Origin of the sequence: Streptomyces sp. NPDC090798 (assembly GCF_044768965.1) — a bacterium.
Taxonomy (GTDB): Bacteria; Actinomycetota; Actinomycetes; order Streptomycetales; family Streptomycetaceae; genus Streptomyces.
Map to the genome: position 1 here is coordinate 133,376 of NZ_JBIVXA010000026.1, position 21,755 is coordinate 155,130.

Sequence of the window (21,755 nt, forward strand, 5' to 3'; positions counted from 1 at the left end):
CCATATCAATGTTGCCCAATCCCGTCAGAACAGGCACATGCGACTCAGCCCTTCACTCCGCGGGCTCGAGGAACCCCTGCTCCACCAGCAGCCGGATCTGCGCGGGCGTCCGGTCACGCAGCAACACCGGGTCCTCGCCGACCAATTGGGCGATGGCGTCCAGGATCCGCCCGGCGCTCAGCGTGCCGTCGCACACGCCCGCGAAGCCCGCCCCGACCGTGTCCACCTTCGTGGCCCGGCGCATCCCGCGGTGCTGGCGCAGCACCACGTGCTCCGGGTCCTCGGCGCCGGGCAGCCCGACCTGCTCCTGGACGACCTCGGCCACGAGCCTGAAGTGCCCGGCGAGCAGGGCCGCGTCGTCGCTCGCCCGCAGGTAGTCGACGCGGTCGAAGTGCGCGCGCACGGTCTCGCCGAGCGGCTGCTCGATGGAGTGCGGCCACTCCTCGACCGTGATCGAGGGCTCGGCGGCCGCCGTCCTGCGCAGCGTGATCCATCCGAAGCCGACGGCCTTGACCTTGCGGGCCTCGAACTCGTCCAGCCAGGCGTCGTAACGGGCCTGGTACTCGGCGGGGTCGTCGCGGTGGTCGCCCGCGTCGCGCAGCCACAACTCCGCGTACTGCGTGACGTCCTGCACCTCGCGCTGCACGATCCAGGCGTCACAGCCGCGCGGCACCCAGGAGCGCAGCCGGTCCTGCCACTCCTCGCCCTCCACGTGCTGCCAGTTGGCCAGGAACTGCGCGTACCCGCCGTCGTTGAGCCGGTCCCCTGCCTGCTGAACGAGCGTGCGGCACAGATCGTCCCCGCCCATCCCGCCGTCGCGGTAGGTGAGCCGGGCGCCGGGCGAGATCACGAAGGGCGGGTTCGAGACGATCAGGTCGTACGTCTCGTCGTCCGCGACCGGTTCGAAGAGGGAGCCCTCGCGCAGATCGGCCGCCGGGGCACCGGAGAGCGCGAGGGTGAGCGCGGTGATGTGCAGGGCGCGCGGGTTGAGGTCGATCGCGGTCACGCGCGTGGCGTGCTGCGCGGCGTGCAGGGCCTGGATCCCGGAGCCGGTGCCGAGGTCGAGCGCGGAGGAGACGGGCGTACGGACGGTGATGCCGGCCAGGGTCGTGGACGCGCCGCCCACACCCAGGACGACGCCCTCTTCGCGGCTGCCGATGCCGCCCGCGCCGCCGACTGCGCACCCCAGGTCGGACACGATGAACCAGTCCTCGCCGCCGGGCCCGCCGTACGGCCGGATGTCCACGGTCGCGGCGATCTCGTCCGCGCCCACCCGGGTCAGCCAGCCGCTCTCCAGGCCGTCCTCCACCGGCAGCACGTCCGCCACGCGTGCGTGCGGCACGGGCTGCTGGAGCAGGAACAGCCGTACGAGCGTCTCCAGCGGTGTGTCCCCGCGGGTCGCCCGGAGCGCGGGCACGGTCTCGCTGCGCGCCAGCGCCGCGTACGCGGGGGCGCCGAGCAGGTCGAGCAGGCCGTCGGCGGTGAAGGAGGCGCCGAGCAGGGCGTCGCGCAGCCGAGCGGCGACGTCGACGCGGTCGGAGGAGGGCAACGGTGACAGGCTGGTGTGACTCACGTCCCCCATTGTGTCCGTTCCCGCCGAAAGGGACGTACACCTGTGGACAGAGTGCGTGCCAATGTGGACAAGCCCGCACGAGGAGTCGTGAGGGCTTGCACCGGGAGCCGGGGGCCATGCGTCGTCGCGGGAGTCGTGGGCATGCGCTGGGAGCCATAGGGCATGCGCCGGGAGCCGTAGGGCATGCGCTGGGAGCCGTAGGGCCCACTGGGAGCCGCAGGCATGCGCCACGGGCCCGGTACGCGCGCGTACCGGGCGCCTTACCCGGTGACGGGACGGACCCCGCCCTGCGGTCGCTCTGCGGTCGTTCCCCGGGGGGTCAGCCCTGGGTGGTCGCCGGCGAGGCGGACGCGGAGGCGGACTTGCAGCTCGCCTGCTTGGCCATCGCCTTGCCGACGTCGCCCGCTTCAAGCTCCTTCAGGGCGTCGGTCCCGGTCTTGCTGAGCTTCTCCAACTGCTTGGCGACACCGTCGAGACCGTCCGCGAACTTCGCCTGGTCCTTCGTGTTCAGCGCGTCGGACTGCTTCCCCAGATCGGCGTAGGAGGCGGAGAGGGCGTTGAGCTCCTTGACCGCGTTCTCCTGCTTGGTCTTGCCGCTGTCCACGTCCGGCGGGCCGGCCTTCTCGATGGCGGCCGCCATCGCCTTGTAGGCGTCGGAGATGTCCTGGAAGCCCTTGGAGTCGGCCTTCTGCACGTCCGCCGGTGCGCTCTGGTCCGTGGTCTCCTTCTGGATCGCGGTGTTGGCGGCCGCGATCTTCTGGACCTGGGGCTGCACCGCGTCGCAGACCTGCTTGGCCCAGGGGTCCAGTTTGTCGTCCTTGCTACTACCGCTGCTGCATGCCGACAGCGCCAGCACCAGTACCGCACCGCCGGACAGTGCGGCCGCGAGCTTCTTGTTCACCGGATTGGTCCCTTCCGTGGCTCTCGGCCCCGGAACTTACACGCCACATGGGTGCCACCCCCATGGCGAATTTCCGATTTAGTCGCTATTGCAGCCATTTGCTCCATGAGAGAGAAGGCTCACGACTCGGGTGTGAACACACACAAACGACGGGCGGGCGACACGTCGCTGCGTGCCGCCCGCCCGTGGGGACCTGCCCAAAGACCCGAACGCTACGAAACCACCGCGGCGTCGTGAGACTTGGACACTCGTTCCGCGTTGCCTTCGTCACCCACGGCGATCCCGCGCCGCTTGGAGATGTACACCGCGCCCACGATCACGAGGATCGAGAGCACCGCGATCAGGATGCGCATGCCGAGGTTCTTGTCGTCGCCGTACGAGAACTTCACGACCGCGGGTGCGATCAGCAGCGCCACCAGGTTCATCACCTTGAGGAGCGGGTTGATCGCGGGGCCCGCGGTGTCCTTGAAGGGGTCGCCGACGGTGTCGCCGATCACCGTGGCGGCATGGGCCTCGCTGCCCTTGCCGCCGTGGTGGCCGTCCTCGACGAGTTTCTTCGCGTTGTCCCACGCACCGCCGGAGTTGGCGAGGAAGACCGCCATCAGCGTGCCGGTGCCGATCGCGCCCGCCAGATACGAACCGAGCGCGCCGACGCCGAGCGTGAAGCCGATGGCGATGGGCGCCAGGACGGCGAGCAGACCCGGAGTGGCCAGCTCCCGCAGGGCGTCCTTGGTGCAGATGTCGACGACGCGCCCGTACTCCGGCTTCTCCGTGTAGTCCATGATCCCGGGGTGCTCTCGGAACTGCCGCCGCACCTCGTAGACCACGGCCCCCGCGGACCGGGACACCGCGTTGATCGCGAGGCCCGAGAACAGGAAGACGACCGCCGCGCCGGCGATCAGGCCCACCAGGTTGTTGGGCTGCGAGATGTCCATCATCAGGTTCAGCGGCGCGCCGGGCCCCGAGACCTTCTCGCCCACGTCGTTCGCGGCCGTGAGGATCGCGTCCCGGTACGAGCCGAAGAGCGCCGAGGCCGCGAGGACGGCCGTGGCGATGGCGATGCCCTTGGTGATGGCCTTGGTGGTGTTGCCCACCGCGTCCAGGTCGGTGAGCACCTGGGCACCCGCGCCCGTGACGTCGCCGGACATCTCGGCGATGCCCTGCGCGTTGTCGGAGACCGGACCGAAGGTGTCCATGGCGACGATGACGCCGACCGTGGTGAGCAAACCGGTTCCGGCGAGCGCCACCGCGAACAGCGCGAGGATGATCGACGTACCGCCGAGCAGGAAGGCCCCGTAGACGCCGAGGCCGATCAGCAGGGCGGTGTAGACGGCCGATTCCAGACCGATGGAGATACCGGCGAGGACGACGGTGGCCGCGCCGGTGAGCGAGCTCTTGCCGATGTCCCGTACGGGACGACGGGTGGTCTCGGTGAAGTAGCCGGTCAACTGCTGGATGAGGGCGGCGAGCACGATGCCGATGGCCACCGCGACGACCGCGAGGATCCGCGGATCGCCGTCCTTGGCCCTGATCGCCGCGTCCGTGACGCCGTCGAGGTCGGCGTACTTCCCCGGCAGGTAGATGAAGACGGCCGCCGCCACCAGCATCAGCGAGATCACCGCGGAGATGAAGAAGCCGCGGTTGATCGCGGACATGCCGCTGCGGTCGGAGCGCCGGGGTGCCACCGCGAAGATGCCGACCATCGCGGTGAGGACGCCGATCGCGGGCACGATCAGCGGGAAGGCGAGCCCGGCGTCGCCGAACGCCGCCTTGCCGAGGATCAGCGCGGCGACGAGCGTGACGGCGTACGACTCGAAGAGGTCCGCTGCCATGCCGGCGCAGTCGCCGACGTTGTCGCCCACGTTGTCGGCGATGGTCGCGGCATTGCGCGGATCGTCCTCCGGAATGCCCTGCTCGACCTTGCCGACCAGGTCGGCGCCGACGTCGGCGGCCTTGGTGAAGATGCCGCCGCCGACACGCATGAACATGGCGATCAGCGCCGCGCCGAGACCGAAGCCCTCCAGGACCTTCGGCGCGTCGGCCGCGTACACCAGCACCACACAGGAGGCGCCCAGCAGACCGAGCCCCACCGTGAACATGCCGACGACGCCGCCGGTACGGAAAGCGATCTTCATGGCTTTGTGCGAGACGGCGGTGAGATCCTTTTCGGGTTCGCCCTTGGCCGGAGTCGCTTCCCTTGCCGCGGCGGCCACGCGGACGTTGCTGCGTACGGCGAGCCACATACCGATATAACCGGTGGTCGCCGAGAACGCCGCGCCGATCAGGAAGAAGATCGATCGTCCGGCGCGCTGATTCCAGTCGTCCGCGGGCAGCAGCATGAGCAGGAAGAACACCACGACGGCGAATACACCGAGGGTGCGCATCTGCCGTCCCAGGTAGGCGTTCGCGCCTTCCTGGATGGCCGTCGCGATCTTCTTCATGCTGTCGGTGCCCTCGCCGGCCGCGAGCACTTGCCGTACCAGCACCCCGGCGACCGCCAGGGCCGCCAGGGCCACGGCACCGATGACCATCACGATCAAGCGATTGTCATTGGTCAGTACTGCGGATGCGAAGGTTGTGGGATGGTCAAACTGATGAGGGGTAGAAAGCCCCGCCATTCGTCCTCCTTGACGCCTGTGCTGAGCTCAAGATGTGGACGGATTGTAGGTACCGGAACCTGATCAAAACAGTGCCCGGTAAGCGGAATTCGCCTTCACATGCCCATCAGCAAATGATCGACGGCCATCCATGGAACCCAAAAGAAGTAATGCCCTAAAAGCGTTGACGCTTGATCCAATAATCGCGTGATTGATCGTGAATGAATTCACGAAAAGGCGGAGGGCGGGTCGGCCGGTACCGGGCATACAAAAAGGGCCCTGCTCAGCAGGGCCCTTCGAGTGTGTTGCGGGGGTGCGATCAGGGAACGAGCGCGGCCGGCGGCGTGGTCGGCCAGCTCATCTTGATCAGTCCACCGTGCTCACCGGCGGTGACTTCGACATCGTCGACGAGGCCACTGATGACCGCAAGGCCCATCTCGTCCTCCTCGGCATCCATGTCCGGATCACCCGAGGCACCGGGTGCCGTCTCACCGGGCGCCGAACGCGGCGCCTCGTCACCGACCTCGATGGAGAACTGTTTCTCCTCCTCGGTCAGCGTCACCCGCACCGGCGCCGAGATGCCGCTGCTCTGGTGCAGTCCGACGGCACGAGTACAGGCCTCGCCGACGGCGAGTCTGACCTCGTCGAGGACGGCCTCGTCCACTCCGGCCCTGCGCGCCACCGCTGCCGCCACCAGTCGGGCGGTCCTGACGTGCTCGGGCAGCGCGCTGAAGCGGAGTTCAACGGTGGCCATGCATCCCCCTCAACTACGGGCGTGCTGTCAGGGGGCCGGGCCGCCGAGGCCCGGTCCCCCGTCCATTGCTTCTACCGTCTCGGACACCACATCACTCGTGAGGCCCGGGGACGGGGTCAGTCGGTGGCCGCTACCGCTTCCTCGACCGAGGTGTGGATGGGGAACACCTTGGTGAGACCGGTGATGCGGAAGATCTTCAGAATGCGCTCCTGGTTGCAGACCAGTCGCAGCGAGCCCTCATGGGCACGCACACGCTTCAGGCCGCCCACCAGCACGCCGAGCCCGGTGGAGTCGAGGAAGTCCACGCCCTCCATGTCGACGACAAGATGAAAATTGCCGTCGTTCACCAGCTCGACCAGCTGCTCGCGCAGCTTGGGCGCGGTATATACATCGATTTCGCCACCGACCTCGACGACCGTACGATCGCCGACGGTACGGGTCGACAGGGACAGGTCCACGGATCCTCCAGCACCTTGCTATCGAGCGGTCATCCCAAGGGACACCTCGGCAGAGCCCCCGGGACGGTTCGCCAGCCGCGATGGCATTCAATCACTTACCGGCAGGCGTGCACGACGCCTTGGGCCCATTGTCCGTCACGCCAGTGACACACTCGGTGCCGATGGCCAAGAATCACCGATCCGATCGACCCTCGACGGACACCGCTTCCCGCCCCGATCCGGGCACGGTCCTGGACCGGCTCGCCTCGGGGCCAAGTCGGGCTTCGCGCATCACTCATACGGAGCACTTGCCCCCGCGGGCGGGTCGCCATGCCGTGTGGCCCGACCGGATCCGTCCGGAGGTCATCGCCGCGGTGCAGGCCGCGGGCATCGAGCACCCCTGGGCCCACCAGGCACTGGCCGCCGAGCACGCCCTGGACGGCGACTCCGTGATCGTCGCCACCGGCACCGCCTCGGGAAAGTCCCTGGCGTACCTCACGCCGGTCCTGACGGCCCTTCTGGACGGCTCCGAGGCTCCGAACGGCCGGGGGGCCACCGCGCTCTATCTGGCCCCCACAAAGGCCCTCGCAGCCGATCAGCGCCGTTCGGTGAAGGAACTTTCACAACCTTTGGGCAATGCGGTTCGCCCAGCCGTGTACGACGGCGATACTCCGTTCGAGGAACGCGAGTGGGTACGGCAGTACGCCAACTACGTCCTGACCAACCCCGACATGCTGCACCGCGGGATATTGCCCGCCCACCCCCGCTGGTCCTCCTTCCTCCGCGCCCTGAAGTACGTCGTCATCGACGAGGTCCACACCTACCGCGGTGTCTTCGGCTCCCACGTGGCCCAGGTACTGCGCAGGCTGCGCCGTCTGTGCGCCCGCTACGGCTCCTCCCCCGTCTTCCTGCTGGCCTCCGCGACCGCCGCGGAGCCCTCGGTCGCCGCCCGTCGGCTGACCGGCCTCCCGGTCGTCGAGATCGCCGACGACGCCTCCCCCCGCGGCGAACTCGTGTTCGCCCTCTGGGAGCCCCCGCTCACCGAGCTGCACGGCGAGAAGGGAGCACCCGTTCGGCGTACCGCCACCGCCGAGACGGCCGACCTCCTCACCGACCTGACCCTCCAGGGCGTGCGCTCCGTCGCCTTCGTACGGTCCCGCCGCGGCGCCGAGCTGATCGCGGTGATCGCCCAGGAGCGCCTCGCCGAGATCGACCGCTCACTGGCCCGGCGTGTGGCCGCCTACCGCGGCGGCTATCTCCCCGAGGAACGCCGCGCCCTGGAGCGCGCCCTGCACTCCGGCGAACTCCTCGGCCTCGCCGCCACCACCGCCCTCGAACTCGGCGTCGACGTCTCCGGCCTGGACGCCGTCGTCATCGCGGGCTACCCGGGAACCCGGGCCTCCCTGTGGCAGCAGGCGGGCCGCGCCGGCCGCTCGGGGCAGGGCGCACTCGCCATCCTCGTCGCCCGCGACGACCCGCTGGACACGTTCCTCGTGCACCACCCCGAGGCCCTGTTCGACCAGCCGGTGGAATCCACCGTCCTCGACCCCGACAACCCGTACGTCCTCGCCCCGCACCTGTGCGCCGCCGCCTCCGAGATCCCCCTCACCGAAGAGGATCTGGAGCTCTTCGGCCCGGCCGCCGCGGATCTGCTGCCGCAGCTGGAGGCCGCGAAGCTGCTGCGCCGACGGACGTCGGCGTGGCACTGGACCCGTCGGGAGCGGGCCGCCGACCTGACCGACATCCGCGGCGAGGGCGGCAGTCCGGTACAGATCGTCGAGGCCGGGACCGGGCGGCTGCTCGGCACGGTCGACGCGGGCTCCGCGCACACCACGGTCCACGAGGGCGCGGTCCACCTCCACCAGGGCCGTACGTACCTGGTGAAGCACCTGGACCTGGAGGACTCCGTCGCCCTGGTCGAGGAGTCCAACCCGCCGTATTCGACGGTCGCCCGGGACACGACGTCCATCTCCGTCCTGGAGACGGACACCGAAGTCCCCTGGGGCGAGGGCCGGTTGTGCTACGGCTCCGTCGAAGTCACCAACCAGGTCGTCTCCTTCCTGCGTCGTCGTGTCATCACCGGTGAAGTGCTGGGCGAGTCGAAACTCGACCTCCCTCCTCGTACACTCCGCACGCGCGCCGTGTGGTGGACGGTCACCGAGGACCAACTGGACGCGGCCCGGATCAGCCCGGAGATCCTCGGCGGCGCCCTGCACGCCGCCGAGCACGCGTCGATCGGCATGCTCCCGCTGTTCGCCACCTGCGACCGCTGGGACATCGGCGGCGTGTCCATCCCGCTGCACCCGGACACGCTCCTGCCGACGGTCTTCGTCTACGACGGCCACCCGGGCGGCGCGGGCTTCGCGGAACGCGCCTTCCACACCGCCCGCGCCTGGCTCACCGCCACCCGCCAGGCCATCGCGTCCTGCGAGTGCGAGGCCGGCTGCCCCTCCTGCATCCAGTCCCCCAAGTGCGGCAACGGGAACGAGCCGCTGCACAAACGAGGCGCTGTGCGGCTGCTCACGGAGCTGCTGCGGGGGGCGCCGGAGGGCTAGACCCCGGCTCCTGTGGTCTCGCGGGACCGGCTCTGGACCTGACCTCCACGTCGAAGGGTCCGGCGCCCGACGCGGCGGTGACGTCCGAGATCTCGCCCTCCACGGCGCACCGCACCAGCCGGGCACGCTGGGCCCGCGCCACCCGGTCCGCCCAGGCGCAGGCCGCCGTGCCACCGTCCGCCCAGTGGTCCGCCGCGGCGAGCGCGGCCAGGTCGGCCGCCCCCGCCGCGCGGTGCCGGACCACGACCGCCTGCCCCATGGCCAGGACGGCCCCGAACACGACGCACAACACGGCGATCGCCCCGACGGTCCAGACGGTGGCCGATCCTCTGTCCGAGCAACGGGTCCGGTAGGTGTGCCGTCTCTTCCGAGCGGCCGTCCGCGCGCCGTGACCGCGGCTTCGGACCCTCATCCCCTCACCACCCCCACCGTCTCCTCCGCCAACGCCACGGCCTCGTCGCTCAGCTCCAGCGACAGTCCGTCCGGTCCCGGCGCGCTCGCCCTGACCGTGACCCGGACGAGGTCGCCCTCCCTGGTCACCGTGACCCTGGCGCCGCGCGGTGCCGCCCGGCGGGTCGTCGCCACCACCGTGTCCGGTGAGTCCTGACGGGCCGCCGCGCGGGCGCCCGCCCTGGCCGCGTCCACGCACTGGATCTGCGCCGATGCGGCGAGCAGGGCCCAGACCAGCGCCATTCCGACGAGCACCAGCGAGGGCAGCACCACGGCGGCCTCGGCGGTCACGAATCCCCGGTCCCGTCTCCGATCCCGGTACCGGTACCGGTACCGACCCGCCGTCCCGCGTTCACATCGGCGCATTGAGTGCCCGCCCCACGATGTCCTGCAACTCCGCGCCGACCTGGCCGCTCGTCACCACCTTGTAGAGCACCGCCGCGAAGGCCACCGCCGCGAGGACACCCACCGCGTACTCGGAGGTGACCATTCCCGCGTCCCTACGCGCCGCCAGACCCAGCAGCCACGCCCGCATCCGTACGCTCACCGTCTTGCACATCTCAACCCCCGTAAGGTTCGAACCTGTTGTTCGTTCGTCGTCCAGCTGATCGTCCGTTGTTCAACCCACGCCGTCGCCCGTCATCCGCCACCCCCTCCCAACAGCCCGTCCGCCAGCCCGATCACCACGGGCAGGACGCCCATCGCGAGGAACGCGGGAAGAAAGCACAGCCCCACGGGCGCGGTGACCATGACGGCCGCCCGACGCGCCCGCGCCGTCGCGGTGCGGCCCCGCTCGGCGCGGGCCTCCATGGCGAGCCGCCCGACCGGCACGGCCGCCGGTACGCCCGACTCGCCCGCCCGTTCCAGCAGCCGCGCCAGCGCCCCCGCGCCCGGGAGCGACGCCACCCTCCGCCATGCCTCGACCGGTTCACCCCCGAGCCGTACCTCCGCCGCGCCCCGCGCGAGCCGCTCCCCCACCGGGCCGCCCAGGGCCTCGCCCACCGCCTGCGCCGCGGCCACGGGGTCCGCCCCCGCCGCGATACAGGCCGCGACCAGGTCAGCCGCCAGGGGGAGTTGCCGGGCAGCCAATGCCGCGTCGTACTCCTCCACCGGCCCCGGTCTACGTCGCTGCCGCCACCGCCAGGCCCCGAACCCGGCCAGCAGCCCCACCACAACCCCGGCAAGACCGCCGACGAGCACCCAGCCGGCGCACACCGCGGCCGCCACCGGCAGCCACCGCCGCACTACGTCCCCGACCGCGAAGTGCCGCTTGCCGGGTGCCCTCTCCAGGGCCAGCAGGTCGGTCAGCCTTCTGCGCGCCCGTCGCTCACGCCGCGCCGCACCGAGCGCTCGCGGCAGCCAGCCCAGCGCCAGCACCCCGCACACGAGCGCCCCCAGCCTGTGGACAACTTCCGTGCTCATGCCGCCTCCGCTCCTCTCACGATGCGCAGCGCCCACCACAGCCCCACGCCCTCCAGCACCCCTCCGACCAGCAGACAGCCCAGGCCCGGCCCGCTGTGCAGCAGCACGTGCAGCGGATCGGCGCCCAGCGCGGTGCCGAGCAGAAGGCCCAGAACGGGCAGTCCCGCGAGCATCACCGCCGTGGACCGCGATCCCGCCAATTGGGCGCGCAGATCGGCCCGTTGGTCCCGCTCCGCGCACAGGGCCCCTTCCAGGCGGTCGAGTCCCGCCGCCAGGCCCGCGCCCCGGTCCACCGCCACCCGCCAACACGCGGCGAGCCCCACCAGCCCGTCGGCCCCCGGCTGCCGTGCCGCGTCGGTGAGCGCGCCCGGCACATCACCGCCGAACCGCGCCGCCGCCAGCACCACCGCCTGCGCCTCGCCGAGCCCGCCCGAGTCGCGCGCGGCTCTCCGCAACGCCTCGCCCGGCTGATGCCCGGCCCGCACCTCGCCGGCCAGCGCCCCGCACAGGGCGATCACCGCCGCACCCCGACGCTCCCCCGCGCGCCGCGCCTCCCCTGCCCGCCGTACTCGACGGAGCAGCGGCATCCCGGCCGCCCCGAGGAACAGCGGCACCACGGACGCGCCCAGTACCGCGATCACCAACCCGGCGACCAGCGACCACCCTTCGGGACGCAGCCGCCCACGCAGTCGCCGCCACTCGGCCCGTGCCCGCTCCCACGCCGGCGGTCCGGTGGCCACCACCCCGCCGCCCGCGCACAGCAGCCGCGCCCTGCGCGCCCCCGCGTCCCATCCGCCCATCAACCAGGCCGCCGCCCCGGCACACGCCATGGCCGCTCCCACCGAGATGTCACCGACCCCCGTCATCACAGCCCACTCCCCTCGGTCCCGTCCCGGAGCAGCCCCCGCAGCCGCTCCCACCCCCGCTCGTACGCGAACGCCTCGGCACCCCACCGCAGCGCGGGCACCGTCACCACCAACCCGGTCGCGTCGCGCTCCAGGACATGCACCTCGGCGATCCGCCGCCGCCCGGCCCGGTCGCGTACGAGATGCAGGACCACGGACAGTGCCGCCGCCAACTGACTGTGCAGCGCGGCCCTGTCGAGCCCTGCCGCCGTGCCCAGGGCCTCCAGACGGGCCGGTACCTGCGCCGCCGCGTTCGCGTGCACCGTGCCGCAGCCGCCCTCGTGCCCGGTGTTGAGCGCCGCCAGGAGCGACACGACCTCCGGTCCGCGCACCTCGCCGACGACCAGCCGGTCCGGTCGCATGCGCAGGGCCTGACGGACCAGGTCCTGCAGCGCCACGAGTCCGACGCCCTCCTGGTTGGCGGGCCGCCCCTCCAGGCGCACCACATGGGGGTGGTCGGGCCGCAGCTCCGCCGAGTCCTCGGCCAGCACGATCCGCTCCCCGGGACCGACCAACCCCAGCAGCGCGCTCAGCAGGGTCGTCTTGCCGCTTCCGGTGCCGCCGCTGATCAGGAACGACTGCCGGGCGTCCAGCAGGGCTCTGAGCACCCGGTCCCCGCCGGGCGGGACTGTCCCCGCCGCCACCAACTCGTCGAGGGTGAACGCGCGCGGCCGTACGACCCGCAGCGACAGGCAGGTGGAACCGACGGCCACCGGGGGCAGCACCGCGTGCAGGCGGGTGCCGTCCGGAAGCCGGGCGTCGACCCAGGGACGGGCGTCGTCGAGCCTTCGCCCGGCCACGGCCGCGAGGCGCTGCGCGAGGCGTCGTACGGCCGCCGCGTCCACAAAGGAGACGCTCGTCAGTTCCAGGCCACCGCCCCGGTCCACCCACACCCGGTCCGGCGCGGACACCAGGACGTCGGTCACCGACGGGTCGGCGAGCAGCGGCTCCAGCGGCCCACTGCCGACCAGCTCGGAGCGCAACCGCTCGGCGGCGCCGAGGACTTCGGCGTCTCCGAGCACTCGCCCCTGCTCACGCAGGGCCTGCGCCACGCGCGCGGGAGTCGGCTCCGACCCGCTCTCGGCGAGCCACTGCCGTACGCCGTCCAGCAGTCCCGTGCCGGTCCCCGCGCCCGTGCCCGCCTCCCAGCTCATACGCCCCCGCCTTCCACCGGAACCCGCTCCCAGAAGGCCGTGCAGAACCGGGCGAGCGGCCCCCGCGCCGCTCCCCCGGGTGGCACGCCGGTGTCCAGCGGCGTGGCTTCCGCGGGCACTTCGCCGACCAGCGGCAGGCCGAGCAGGCGGGCCACTTCCCGGTCGTCGAGGCCCGGCGCGTAGGGGCCGCGAACCGCGACGCGCAGATCGCGCAGGACCATGCCGACCACGGACGCCACCCGTTTGGCCGCCGCGACGGCGCGCAGATCGGCGGGGACTACCAGCAGCCCGAGATCGAGCTGGGCGAGGGCTTCCGCGACGCCTTCGTCGACGCGGCGGGGCAGGTCGACGACGACGGTGCCGCCGCGCCGTCTGGCGGCGGCCAGGACCGCGCGGACGGCCTGCGCCGGGATGATGACGGAGTCACCGCGGTCCCAGCTGAGGACGCGCAACGCGTGCAGTTCGGGAAGGGACTCCTCCAGGGCGCCGCCGCCGACCCTGCCGCGGGAAGCGGCGAACGCCGGCCAGCGCAGGCCTTCGGCTGCTTCTCCGCCCAGGAGTACGTCGAGTCCGCCACCCAGGGGATCCGCGTCCACGAGCAGGGTGCGACGTCCCTCGCGCGCAGAGGTGACGGCGAGCGCGCAGGCCAGCGTGGAGGCTCCGGCCCCGCCGCGGCCTCCGATCACGCCGACGGTGAGCGCGGGGCGGCCGACTCCCTCGGCCACGTCGGCGATGCGGTCGACGAGCCACTGCTCGCCGTCCGGAAGCATCAGGACGTGGTCGGCTCCGATCTCGACAGCCCGCTTCCAGACGCCGGAGTCGTCCTGGTCCCGGCCGACCAGCACGACTCCGCGTCGGCGCGCTGCTCCGCGCACGCGCCGCGCCGCGTCGTCGCCGACCAGGACGAGCGGTGCCGCCTCCCAGCTGCCGCGACCCTCAGGCACCCCGTGGTGGACCTCCGGCCTCGCGCCCGCCGCGGCGCACAGGCGCAGCAGGTCGTCGAGGAGTTCGGCGTCCTCCGTGACGATCAATGGTCCGCCCTGCCGCCCGTCGGCGGCGGGCGGCAAGTCGTGTGTGATGGCTCCCGCCACGATCTCCAGCCCCCTTCGCTGCTCCTTGCGCGGAGCTCGCAAGGTCCCCTGCGGACCCGCGATTCCCGCCCGTGTGAAGAACCGGCAAGCGGCCTCCATATGAACGGCCGATACGAACCGGCCAAACGCGTCCGACAAACGGAACCGGCCATGAACTTGCCGCGAGGAACTCGCCGCGAGCGGGACGCGCTGGAATCACGGTGCAGCGATCCAGAAAATCGTGTGGATCTTGGTCGATAACTGTGGACAACTCAGGGGTTGTGAATATCGCCTTCACCCATACCGGTGAGCCGCATGTGACTTCCAGAGAGCAGCCTCACGGATACACAGAGTGACGAATCATGGACATGCGAAAGGGGCGGCCACAGCGGTGACAACGGGGTCCCGGGGCCGCGCGAAAGAGGGGAAAAACCCATCCGGACATGCGACGACCCCCGCCGGGGGGGAGAGCGGGGGTCGTCCCCACGGCCGACTCGGGGGGGGAGGAGTCGGACCGGGTTAGCACGGTCGCGAACGATCCGTGACTTCCATGGTGTACCCGAGAGCCCTCTCAGGCAAACCCACGCGCCCCACACTAGCCCGAATGGTGGGCGCATATGCTCGGGCCCGTGGAAAACCACTCCTTGCCTCGCACGGCAGCCTTCTTTGACCTGGACAAGACGGTCATTGCGAAGTCGAGCACGCTCACGTTCAGCAAGTCGTTCTACCAAGGCGGGCTGATCAACCGAAGGGCCGTGTTGCGCACCGCATATGCCCAGTTCGTGTTCATGGCGGGCGGCGCGGACCACGACCAGATGGAGCGGATGCGCGCGTACCTGTCCGCGCTGTGCCGCGGCTGGAACGTCCAGCAGGTCAAGGAGATCGTCGCTGAGACGCTGCACGACCTGATCGACCCGATCATTTACGACGAGGCCGCCTCCCTCATCGAGGAACACCACACCGCCGGGCGCGACGTCGTGATCGTCTCCACCTCCGGGGCGGAGGTGGTCGAGCCGATCGGAGAGCTGCTCGGCGCGGACCGGGTGGTGGCCACACGCATGGTCGTCGGCGAGGACGGCTGCTTCACCGGAGAGGTGGAGTACTACGCGTACGGGCCGACGAAGGCCGAGGCGGTCAAGGAGCTGGCCGCGTCCGAGGGGTACGACCTCGCGCGCTGCTACGCCTACAGCGACTCCGCGACCGACGTTCCGATGCTGGAGGCCGTCGGTCATCCCCATGCGGTGAATCCGGACCGTGCGCTGCGACGCGAGGCGCTTGCCCGCTCGTGGCCGATTCTGGACTTCCACCGGCCGGTCCGACTCAAGCAGCGGCTGCCCGCACTGTCGGTGCCGCCGCGTCCGGCGCTCGTCGCGGCGGCCGCGATAGGAGCGGCGGCGGCCACGGCGGGACTCGTCTGGTACGCGAGCAAGCGGCGCGCGACGGTGGTGTGAGCGCGTCACGCGTGCGCATGCGGGACATGTGCGTCCGATTTATCCCATTTGAACCTAAAAGTAAAGAAGTGCAGTCAGGGGTTCCGCTTCCTCTGGACCAGGAGTAGAAAGGGGTTAACGGCCCGCGAGACCAAGGACATCCGAAAGGATCACCTTCAAACGCAACCGTGGCCCCACGGACCGCGCATGGACATCGAGCACCCACGCGACGTCGACCCGTCGATTACGGGCCAGCCGCACCAGGTGACGGGCAGGAGCTCCCGACCTGATGGGCATATATCGAGGACGCTTGGTAACCCGGTGAGCATGCCAGCGGCGGTACGAAAACTCGTACCGCCGCAACCCTGTCCGGAGACTTACGCCGCGCCGCGCTGAAGCGCCTCGCAGACGGCTGTCGACTCCCTGGCTCCCAGTTCGATCGCCCTGCCGCAGTGGGCGATCCAGGCCGCCATGCCCTGCGGGGTGCCGGAGACATAGCCTTCCAGGGCCGCCAGATAGGCCGCGCGGCCCAGCTCCGCGTGACCGACCTCCGCCGGGCAGACGGATTTGGGGTCGAGGCCGCTGCCGACCAGGACGATGCGCTCGGCCGCGCGTGCGACCAGGCCGTTGTGGGTGCCGAAGGGGCGCAGGGCGAGCAGTTCGCCGTGCACGACGGCGGCCGTCACCAGGGCCGGGGCCGAACCACCCGCGATGATCAGCTGCGAGAGCCCTTCGAGTCGGCCGGCCACCTCGGTCGCGTCCGGCAGGGGCAGCTCGACGAGCGGCTCGTCGACCGGTTCGCCGTCCTGGCGGGGCCTGCCGACAGTGTCCCCCTGATCCGCGGCCGCGACGAGGTGCAGCCGGGCCAGCACCCGGAGAGGCGACTGTCGCCAGATGGACAGGAGTTGGCCCGCCTCGGCGGTCAGCCGCAGGGCCGCGCCGACCGTCTGGGCCTCGTCGTCACCGCTGAAGTCGGTGCGGCGACGCACCTCTTCGAGGGCCCAGTCGGCGCCGGACAGCGCCGCGGAACCACGGGCGCCCCGCAGCGCGGCCTCGGAAGTGATCTCGTTGCTGCGGCGCCGCATGATCCGGTGCCCGTAGACCCGGTCCACCGCCTTGCGGACGGACTCGACGGATTCGGCCACGCCGGGCAGCGAACCCAGGGCCGCGAGCGGATCGGCGGTCGCGCCTGTCGTACTCATGAGTACGACCCTACGCACCCCGGCGGCCCACCCCACGAAGGAGTGGTCTTCTTCACGTCACCGGGGCACTGTACGCAATCACACCACTACCCTTGGTGAACATGAAAATTGCTTTCGTGGGGAAGGGTGGCAGCGGCAAGACGACCCTGTCCTCCCTCTTCATCCGCCACCTCGCGGCCTCGGGATCGCCGGTCGTCGCGGTGGACGCCGACATCAACCAACACCTGGGGGCCGCCCTCGGCCTCGACGAGGCGGTGGCCGCCGGGCTGCCCGCCATGGGCCCGCGGCTACAGCTGATCAAGGACTACCTGCGCGGTTCGAATCCGCGGATCACGTCCGCCGAGACGATGATCAAGACGACCCCGCCCGGTGAAGGGTCCCGACTGCTGCGGGTGCACGAGAACAATCCGGTGTACGACGCCTGTGCGCGGCCGGTGGAACTCGACGGCGGCGCCGTCCGTTTGATGGTCACCGGCCCGTTCAGCGAGGCCGATTTGGGAGTGGCCTGCTACCACTCCAAGACCGGTGCAGTGGAGCTCTGCCTGAACCATCTCGTCGACGGCCAGAGCGAGTACGTCGTCGTCGACATGACGGCGGGCTCCGACTCCTTCGCGTCCGGCATGTTCACCCGCTTCGACATCACGTTCCTCGTCGCCGAGCCGACCCGGAAGGGAGTCTCCGTCTATCGGCAGTACAAGGAGTACGCCCGCGACTTCGGAGTCATCCTGAAGGTCGTCGGCAACAAGGTGCAGGGCCAGGACGACATCGACTTCCTCCGCGCCGAGGTCGGTGACGACCTCCTGGTCACAGTCGGGCACTCGGACTGGGTGCGCGCCATGGAGAAGGGCCGCCCACCCCGGTTCGAGCTCCTGGAGGACGCCAACCGCCGCTGCCTGCGCACCTTGCAGACCGCCGCCGACGCCACGTACGAACTGCGGGACTGGGAGCGCTACACGCGCCAGATGGTGCACTTCCACCTGAAGAACGCGGGCAGCTGGGGCAACGAGAGGACCGGGGCCGACCTGGCGGCGCAGGTCGACCCCGGCTTCGTACTGGGAGAGGGACTGGTGGCTACGGCTTGAGGGCCGGCGCCCCGGGGATGCCCTTCGGGGCCGGGGCGGGGCGGCCCGACAGGAAGGACGCCCAGCCCTGCTTCGGGGCCTCTCCGACGGTGAGACCGCGCAGCCTGTCCAGCGTGGTCGGGTCCTGGGCGTCGAGCCAGTCGGCGAGTTGCCGGAAGGAGACGCAGCGGACGTCGGGCTTGTTGCAGACGTTCTCCACGACCTGGTCGATGGCACGCATGTAGGTGCCGCCGTTCCAGGACTCGAAGTGGTTGCCGATGATCAGCGGCGCGCGGTTGCCGTCGTAGGCGCGGTCGAAGCCCTTGAGCAGGCCGTCACGCATCTGGTTGCCCCAGTACTCGTGCTTGTCGGGGTCGCCCTGGGTCTGTGTGCCCGACTGGTTGACCATGAAGTTGTAGTCCATGGTGAGCTGCTCGTAGGTGTGCCCGGGGAAGGGGACCAACTGCATCGACAGATCCCACAGACCGTTCTTCTTCTTGGGCCAGACCTGGTTGTTGACGCCGCTGGTGTCATAGCGGAAGCCCAGCTGCCGGGCCGCCTTCATGAAGTTCTTCTGGCCCTCCAGGCAGGGCGTGCGGGCGCCGATGAGCTCCTTGTCGTAGTCGAAGGGCAGCGGAGCCGCGTTCTTCATGCCCGCGTTGGTCTTCCAGGACTTCACGAACGCCTTCGCCTGGGCGATCTCGCTCTTCCACTCCGCGACCGACCACTCGCCGACACCGCCTTCCGCACCGCAGAAGTGGCCATTGAAGTGCGTGCCGATCTCGTTGCCCTCGAGCCACGCACCGCGTAGCTGCTCGACGGTGTTCTTGATGCCCTTCTCGTCGTTGAAGCCGATCTCCGAGCTGCCCGGCGAGTGCTCCGGCGGCTTGTACAGCTCGCGCTTGTCCTCCGGCAGCATGTACACGCCGCTCAGGAAGTAGGTCATCGTCGCCCCGTTGGCCTTGGCGACCTTACGGAAGTGTGAGAAGAGCTTCTGGCTGTCCTCGCCGGCGCCGTCCCACGAGAAGACCACGAACTGCGGGGGCTTCTGACCGGGCTTCAGCCGCTCGGGCTTGGGCAGATGCGGCTGCGCTCCGGTGTACGCGGTGGAGCCGTCGCCGATCAGGCGGACCGCGCTCTGGGGCGCCGGGGCCCCAGCCGCCTCGTTCGCGCCGTGCGCGCCTTCCTTGGAACCGGTGGTGCCGGTGGCGCAACCGGCGAGCGCCGTGGCGCAGGCCGCGGCGACTGCTACGCCCGCGGCGATCCTCTGGGTGGCGGCCATGTCCGCCCACCTTCTTCCTTCTGTCAGAGCAACGCCGCTTTGGGCGTTCTAGGGTGTTGTGCGGCGAAATGCCGACAGCGTCGTCAAGGTCGCACGAGGCCGAGGTCGAATAAATACGACAAGCCGATAAAAAGCCCGGTTCACCCACGAGGGTGATTTACTGCCCCATTTGCCACTAAAGGCCGCATACGAGCTTTACTCTGGATTACGATCTATTTACCGAGCGTTGAAAGTCCCGCCGCTGCAAGCCGTGACCCACGGCCGCGATCTGCCCCCGTCCTCCCTGGACGGGGACCACCTGTTCCGCGACCGCGCTGCCCCGGAGGAGACGGGAAATGTCTGCCTGCGTCCCCACCCGCGCCGCCGACTCGACTCGGCCCAGGCGCATCCACCAACCCCACAGCCCCCCGCCGACCCCGCCCCGCCGATTCCGTATCGCGGGCGCCGATCTGTCGGCCTCGATCGCGGTCTTCCTGATCGCCCTGCCCCTGTCCCTCGGCATCGCCCTCGCCACCGGCGCGCCGCTCCAGTCGGGCCTCGTCGCCGCCGCCGTGGGCGGACTCGTCGCCGCGCGCCTCGGCGGCTCACCGCTCCAGGTGAGCGGGCCCGCCGCCGGGCTCACGGTCGTCACCGCCGAGCTCATCCACCGCTACGGATGGCGTACGACCTGCGCCATCACCGTCCTCGCCGGGGTCGCCCAGCTGGGCCTGGGATGCCTGCGCGTGGCCCGCACGGCGCTCGCCGTCAGCCCCGCGATCGTGCACGGCATGCTCGCCGGTATCGGTGTGACCATCGCCATCGCCCAGCTGCACATCGTGCTGGGCGGCACCCCGCAGAGCTCCGTGCTCGACAACCTGCGCGCCCTACCCGCCCAGTTGGCGCACGTTCACCCCGGGGCGGTCTCGATGAGCGCGCTGACACTGACGCTCCTCTTCGCCTGGCCACGGATTCCCGGACGGGTCGGACACGTCCTGCGCACCGTGCCGGCCGCGCTCGTCGCCGTCGCAGGTGCCACCCTGACCGCCTCACTCACCGGGTTGGTCCTGCCCAAGGTCGACCTGCCGTCCTGGAGCAGCCACGCCCTGGCCGGGCTGCCGGAAGGGCCGGTGCTAGGGATCGCCGCCGCCGTCCTCACCGTCACGCTGGTGTGCAGTGTGCAGTCGCTGCTCGGCGCCGTGGCCGTGGACAAGCTGGTGGCGAGGCGGCCCGCGCAGCAAACACGGGTGGGCCGCTCCGACCTGAACCGGGAGTTGCTCGGTCAGGGCGCGGCCAATGTCGTCTCCGGCGCGCTCGGCGGACTGCCTGTCGCCGGGGTCGCCGTCCGCAGTTCGGCGAATGTGCAAGCCGGTGCCGTGAGCCGGAACTCCTCGATGCTGCACGGCGTTTTCGTAGTAGTTGCCGCGCTGCTGATGGTCCCCATCCTGGAGCTGATCCCCCTCGCATCGCTCGCCGCCCTGGTGATGGCCGTCGGCATCCAGATGGTGTCCCTGCACCACATCCGCACGGTCACCCGCCACCGCGAAGTACTGGTGTACGTCGTCACCACGCTCGGCGTCGTGTGTCTCGGTGTTCTCGAGGGCGTGGTGCTGGGGGTCTCCGTGGCCGTCGCCGTCGCCCTGCACCGCCTCACCCGCACACGCATCACTCATGACGAGAGAGGAGGAGTCCATTACGTACGCGTACGAGGTCAGTTGACGTTCCTTGCGGTGCCTCGGCTCACCCGCGCCCTGCACCTGGTACCTCAAGGGGCGCACGTGGTCGTGGAGTTGGACGGGTCGTTCATGGACCACGCGGCGTACGAGTCCCTGCAGGACTGGCAGAACGCGCATGTCGCACGAGGCGGCACGGTCGAGTTGACCGGTCGGACCGGCACCCGGATCGCCGAGCCCCCGGGCCCCTCCCACTGCCGGTGCCGCCCCTGGACGCCATGGCGCAACCACCACTGCGAACCCTCCGCCGGTCCGCAGCCCGCATCCGCCGACGACCGGTCGGGTGGGGCGGGCCCGGCAGACGGGTCGGAGGGGCCGGACGGTGCGGCCGGTTCCGCCGGGCGCGATGGCCGCAGCGGGCAGAGCGGGCATCAACTGGCGCGCGGGATCAGCGCGTTCCAGCGCAACACCGCGCCCCTGGTGCGGGGTGAGCTGGCGCGGTTGGCGCGGGAAGGGCAGCGGCCGTCGCAGCTGTTCCTGACGTGCGCCGACTCGCGGCTTGTCACGTCGATGATCACCTCCAGTGGTCCGGGCGACCTGTTCGTCGTACGCAACGTGGGCAACCTCGTGCCGAGGCCCGGAGAGGAGAGCGGGGACGATTCGGTGGCCGCGGCGATCGAGTACGCGGTGGACGTGCTGCATGTGCGATCCATCACGGTGTGCGGGCACTCCGGGTGCGGGGCCATGCAGGCCCTGTTGAACGCGGAGCCGGGCGGGGCGCAGACCCCACTCAAGCGGTGGCTGCGGCACGGGCTGCCGAGTCTGGAGCGGATGGCCGCCAAGAACCGCCCCTGGGCCCGGCTCGCCGGGCGGGCGCCGGCCGACGCGGTGGAGCAGTTGTGTCTGACCAACGTGGTGCAGCAGTTGGAGCATCTGCGGGCGCACGAGTCCGTGGCGCGGGCCCTGCGGGAGGGTGCGCTCGAGCTGCACGGGATGTACTTCCACGTCGGGGAGGCGCAGGCGTATCTGCTGGTCGAACGCGACGACGGCGAGTTGTTCGATCATGTGGGGGCGGCGGAGGATCTGCGGCACCCCGCCTGACCTCGCCACCCGTGTGACCTCGGCGTGGGGGGGGGGGGGGGGGGGGGGGGGGGGGGGGGGGCCCCCCCCCCCGGGGGGGGGGGGGGGGGCGCGGCGCCCCCCCCCCCCCGGCCCCCGGGGGGGGGGCGGGGGGGGGGGGGGGGGGGGGGGGCCCCCCCCCCCGCTTGGGGGGCGCGGGGACTGCGCGATCAGGCCCCACGGGCCCGCGGGCA

At 70.9% G+C, this 21,755-nt stretch carries 18 protein-coding genes; 4 read left to right on the forward strand and 14 right to left on the reverse strand.

The genetic code is table 11. The features are described from left to right. Window positions 1-52: 52 nt before the first annotated feature. The 5 genes from ACIQTP_RS39400 to bldG form a co-directional block, all read right to left on the reverse strand. On the reverse strand, window positions 53-1,582 hold the full coding sequence (locus tag ACIQTP_RS39400; protein ID WP_403409009.1) for a methyltransferase: 1,530 nt from the start codon (window positions 1,580-1,582) through the stop codon (window positions 53-55). 310 nt (window positions 1,583-1,892) lie between these two features. Next, complete coding sequence (locus ACIQTP_RS39405; RefSeq protein ID WP_403409011.1) at window positions 1,893-2,474, reverse strand: small secreted protein; 582 nt, start codon at window positions 2,472-2,474, stop codon at window positions 1,893-1,895. A 212-nt stretch (window positions 2,475-2,686) separates the two neighbouring features. Continuing rightward, a complete protein-coding gene (locus ACIQTP_RS39410; RefSeq protein ID WP_403409013.1) occupies window positions 2,687-5,092 on the reverse strand; it encodes a sodium-translocating pyrophosphatase in 2,406 nt (801 codons plus the stop codon). Between the two features lie 298 nt (window positions 5,093-5,390). After that, window positions 5,391-5,825, reverse strand: coding sequence for an ATP-binding protein (locus ACIQTP_RS39415; protein WP_403409015.1), 435 nt, complete (start codon window positions 5,823-5,825; stop codon window positions 5,391-5,393). A gap of 116 nt (window positions 5,826-5,941) precedes the next feature. Then, window positions 5,942-6,283, reverse strand: a complete 342-nt coding sequence (gene bldG, locus ACIQTP_RS39420) for an anti-sigma factor antagonist BldG (protein ID WP_010986038.1) — start codon at window positions 6,281-6,283, stop codon at window positions 5,942-5,944. 80 nt (window positions 6,284-6,363) lie between these two features. On the opposite strand from bldG, the gene ACIQTP_RS39425 reads away from it, so the two are divergent. Next, the gene (locus ACIQTP_RS39425) at window positions 6,364-8,817 is read left to right on the forward strand and encodes a DEAD/DEAH box helicase (protein WP_403409016.1); all 2,454 of its coding nucleotides are present in this window, start codon (window positions 6,364-6,366) and stop codon (window positions 8,815-8,817) included. On the opposite strand, the gene ACIQTP_RS39430 is transcribed toward ACIQTP_RS39425, so the two are convergent. The 7 genes from ACIQTP_RS39430 to ssd all read right to left on the reverse strand — a co-directional run bounded on the left by ACIQTP_RS39430 (window position 8,783) and on the right by ssd (window position 13,839). Next, a complete protein-coding gene (locus ACIQTP_RS39430; RefSeq protein ID WP_403409047.1) occupies window positions 8,783-9,115 on the reverse strand; it encodes an Rv3654c family TadE-like protein in 333 nt (110 codons plus the stop codon). The genes ACIQTP_RS39425 and ACIQTP_RS39430 overlap by 35 nt on opposite strands. A gap of 110 nt (window positions 9,116-9,225) precedes the next feature. Then, window positions 9,226-9,633 (reverse strand): TadE family type IV pilus minor pilin, encoded by a 408-nt coding sequence (locus ACIQTP_RS39435; RefSeq protein WP_403409017.1) that lies wholly within the window; start codon window positions 9,631-9,633, stop codon window positions 9,226-9,228. Beyond that, window positions 9,620-9,826, reverse strand: coding sequence for a DUF4244 domain-containing protein (locus ACIQTP_RS39440; RefSeq protein WP_403409019.1), 207 nt, complete (start codon window positions 9,824-9,826; stop codon window positions 9,620-9,622). The genes ACIQTP_RS39435 and ACIQTP_RS39440 overlap by 14 nt, the downstream gene beginning before the upstream one ends. A gap of 80 nt (window positions 9,827-9,906) precedes the next feature. After that, complete coding sequence (locus tag ACIQTP_RS39445) at window positions 9,907-10,689, reverse strand: type II secretion system F family protein (protein ID WP_403409021.1); 783 nt, start codon at window positions 10,687-10,689, stop codon at window positions 9,907-9,909. Next, on the reverse strand, window positions 10,686-11,555 hold the full coding sequence (locus ACIQTP_RS39450) for a type II secretion system F family protein (protein ID WP_403409023.1): 870 nt from the start codon (window positions 11,553-11,555) through the stop codon (window positions 10,686-10,688). Before ACIQTP_RS39450 ends, ACIQTP_RS39445 begins: the two co-directional genes overlap by 4 nt. Further along, window positions 11,555-12,748 carry a TadA family conjugal transfer-associated ATPase gene (locus ACIQTP_RS39455; protein ID WP_403409025.1) on the reverse strand — a complete coding sequence of 398 codons (1,194 nt, stop codon included), beginning with the start codon at window positions 12,746-12,748 and terminating at the stop codon, window positions 11,555-11,557. Before ACIQTP_RS39455 ends, ACIQTP_RS39450 begins: the two co-directional genes overlap by 1 nt. Further along, the gene (gene ssd / locus ACIQTP_RS39460; RefSeq protein WP_403409027.1) at window positions 12,745-13,839 is read right to left on the reverse strand and encodes a septum site-determining protein Ssd; all 1,095 of its coding nucleotides are present in this window, start codon (window positions 13,837-13,839) and stop codon (window positions 12,745-12,747) included. Before ssd ends, ACIQTP_RS39455 begins: the two co-directional genes overlap by 4 nt. 596 nt (window positions 13,840-14,435) lie before the next feature. Between ssd and ACIQTP_RS39465 the strand changes: the two genes are divergently transcribed. Then, the gene (locus ACIQTP_RS39465) at window positions 14,436-15,269 is read left to right on the forward strand and encodes an HAD-IB family hydrolase (protein ID WP_351426284.1); all 834 of its coding nucleotides are present in this window, start codon (window positions 14,436-14,438) and stop codon (window positions 15,267-15,269) included. A gap of 356 nt (window positions 15,270-15,625) precedes the next feature. Here the strand turns inward: ACIQTP_RS39465 and ACIQTP_RS39470 are convergent, their stop codons facing one another. Then, window positions 15,626-16,450 carry an oxidoreductase gene (locus ACIQTP_RS39470; protein WP_403409029.1) on the reverse strand — a complete coding sequence of 275 codons (825 nt, stop codon included), beginning with the start codon at window positions 16,448-16,450 and terminating at the stop codon, window positions 15,626-15,628. Between the two features lie 101 nt (window positions 16,451-16,551). Between ACIQTP_RS39470 and ACIQTP_RS39475 the strand changes: the two genes are divergently transcribed. After that, on the forward strand, window positions 16,552-17,532 hold the full coding sequence (locus ACIQTP_RS39475; protein ID WP_403409031.1) for an ATP-binding protein: 981 nt from the start codon (window positions 16,552-16,554) through the stop codon (window positions 17,530-17,532). Here the strand turns inward: ACIQTP_RS39475 and ACIQTP_RS39480 are convergent. Beyond that, window positions 17,522-18,793 carry a hypothetical protein gene (locus tag ACIQTP_RS39480; protein ID WP_403409033.1) on the reverse strand — a complete coding sequence of 424 codons (1,272 nt, stop codon included), beginning with the start codon at window positions 18,791-18,793 and terminating at the stop codon, window positions 17,522-17,524. The genes ACIQTP_RS39475 and ACIQTP_RS39480 overlap by 11 nt on opposite strands. 335 nt (window positions 18,794-19,128) lie before the next feature. Between ACIQTP_RS39480 and ACIQTP_RS39485 the strand changes: the two genes are divergently transcribed. Then, window positions 19,129-21,543, forward strand: a complete 2,415-nt coding sequence (locus ACIQTP_RS39485) for a bifunctional SulP family inorganic anion transporter/carbonic anhydrase (protein ID WP_403409035.1) — start codon at window positions 19,129-19,131, stop codon at window positions 21,541-21,543. Window positions 21,544-21,755: the final 212 nt, after the last annotated feature.

Excerpts from the sequence above, each read along its gene's own strand:
- ACIQTP_RS39400 (WP_403409009.1), bottom strand. The coding sequence starts at position 1,582 with ATGGGGGACGTGAGTCACACCAGCCTGTCACCGTTGCCCTCCTCCGAC.
- ACIQTP_RS39410 (WP_403409013.1), bottom strand. The coding sequence starts at position 5,092 with ATGGCGGGGCTTTCTACCCCTCATCAGTTTGACCATCCCACAACCTTC.
- ACIQTP_RS39415 (WP_403409015.1), bottom strand. The coding sequence starts at position 5,825 with ATGGCCACCGTTGAACTCCGCTTCAGCGCGCTGCCCGAGCACGTCAGG.
- ACIQTP_RS39425 (WP_403409016.1), top strand. The coding sequence starts at position 6,364 with ATGGCATTCAATCACTTACCGGCAGGCGTGCACGACGCCTTGGGCCCA.
- ACIQTP_RS39435 (WP_403409017.1), bottom strand. The coding sequence starts at position 9,633 with ATGCGCCGATGTGAACGCGGGACGGCGGGTCGGTACCGGTACCGGTAC.
- ACIQTP_RS39440 (WP_403409019.1), bottom strand. The coding sequence starts at position 9,826 with ATGTGCAAGACGGTGAGCGTACGGATGCGGGCGTGGCTGCTGGGTCTG.
- ACIQTP_RS39445 (WP_403409021.1), bottom strand. The coding sequence starts at position 10,689 with ATGAGCACGGAAGTTGTCCACAGGCTGGGGGCGCTCGTGTGCGGGGTG.
- ACIQTP_RS39450 (WP_403409023.1), bottom strand. The coding sequence starts at position 11,555 with ATGACGGGGGTCGGTGACATCTCGGTGGGAGCGGCCATGGCGTGTGCC.
- ACIQTP_RS39455 (WP_403409025.1), bottom strand. The coding sequence starts at position 12,748 with ATGAGCTGGGAGGCGGGCACGGGCGCGGGGACCGGCACGGGACTGCTG.
- ACIQTP_RS39465 (WP_351426284.1), top strand. The coding sequence starts at position 14,436 with ATGCTCGGGCCCGTGGAAAACCACTCCTTGCCTCGCACGGCAGCCTTC.
- ACIQTP_RS39470 (WP_403409029.1), bottom strand. The coding sequence starts at position 16,450 with ATGAGTACGACAGGCGCGACCGCCGATCCGCTCGCGGCCCTGGGTTCG.
- ACIQTP_RS39475 (WP_403409031.1), top strand. The coding sequence starts at position 16,552 with ATGAAAATTGCTTTCGTGGGGAAGGGTGGCAGCGGCAAGACGACCCTG.
- ACIQTP_RS39480 (WP_403409033.1), bottom strand. The coding sequence starts at position 18,793 with ATGGCCGCCACCCAGAGGATCGCCGCGGGCGTAGCAGTCGCCGCGGCC.
- ACIQTP_RS39485 (WP_403409035.1), top strand. The coding sequence starts at position 19,129 with ATGTCTGCCTGCGTCCCCACCCGCGCCGCCGACTCGACTCGGCCCAGG.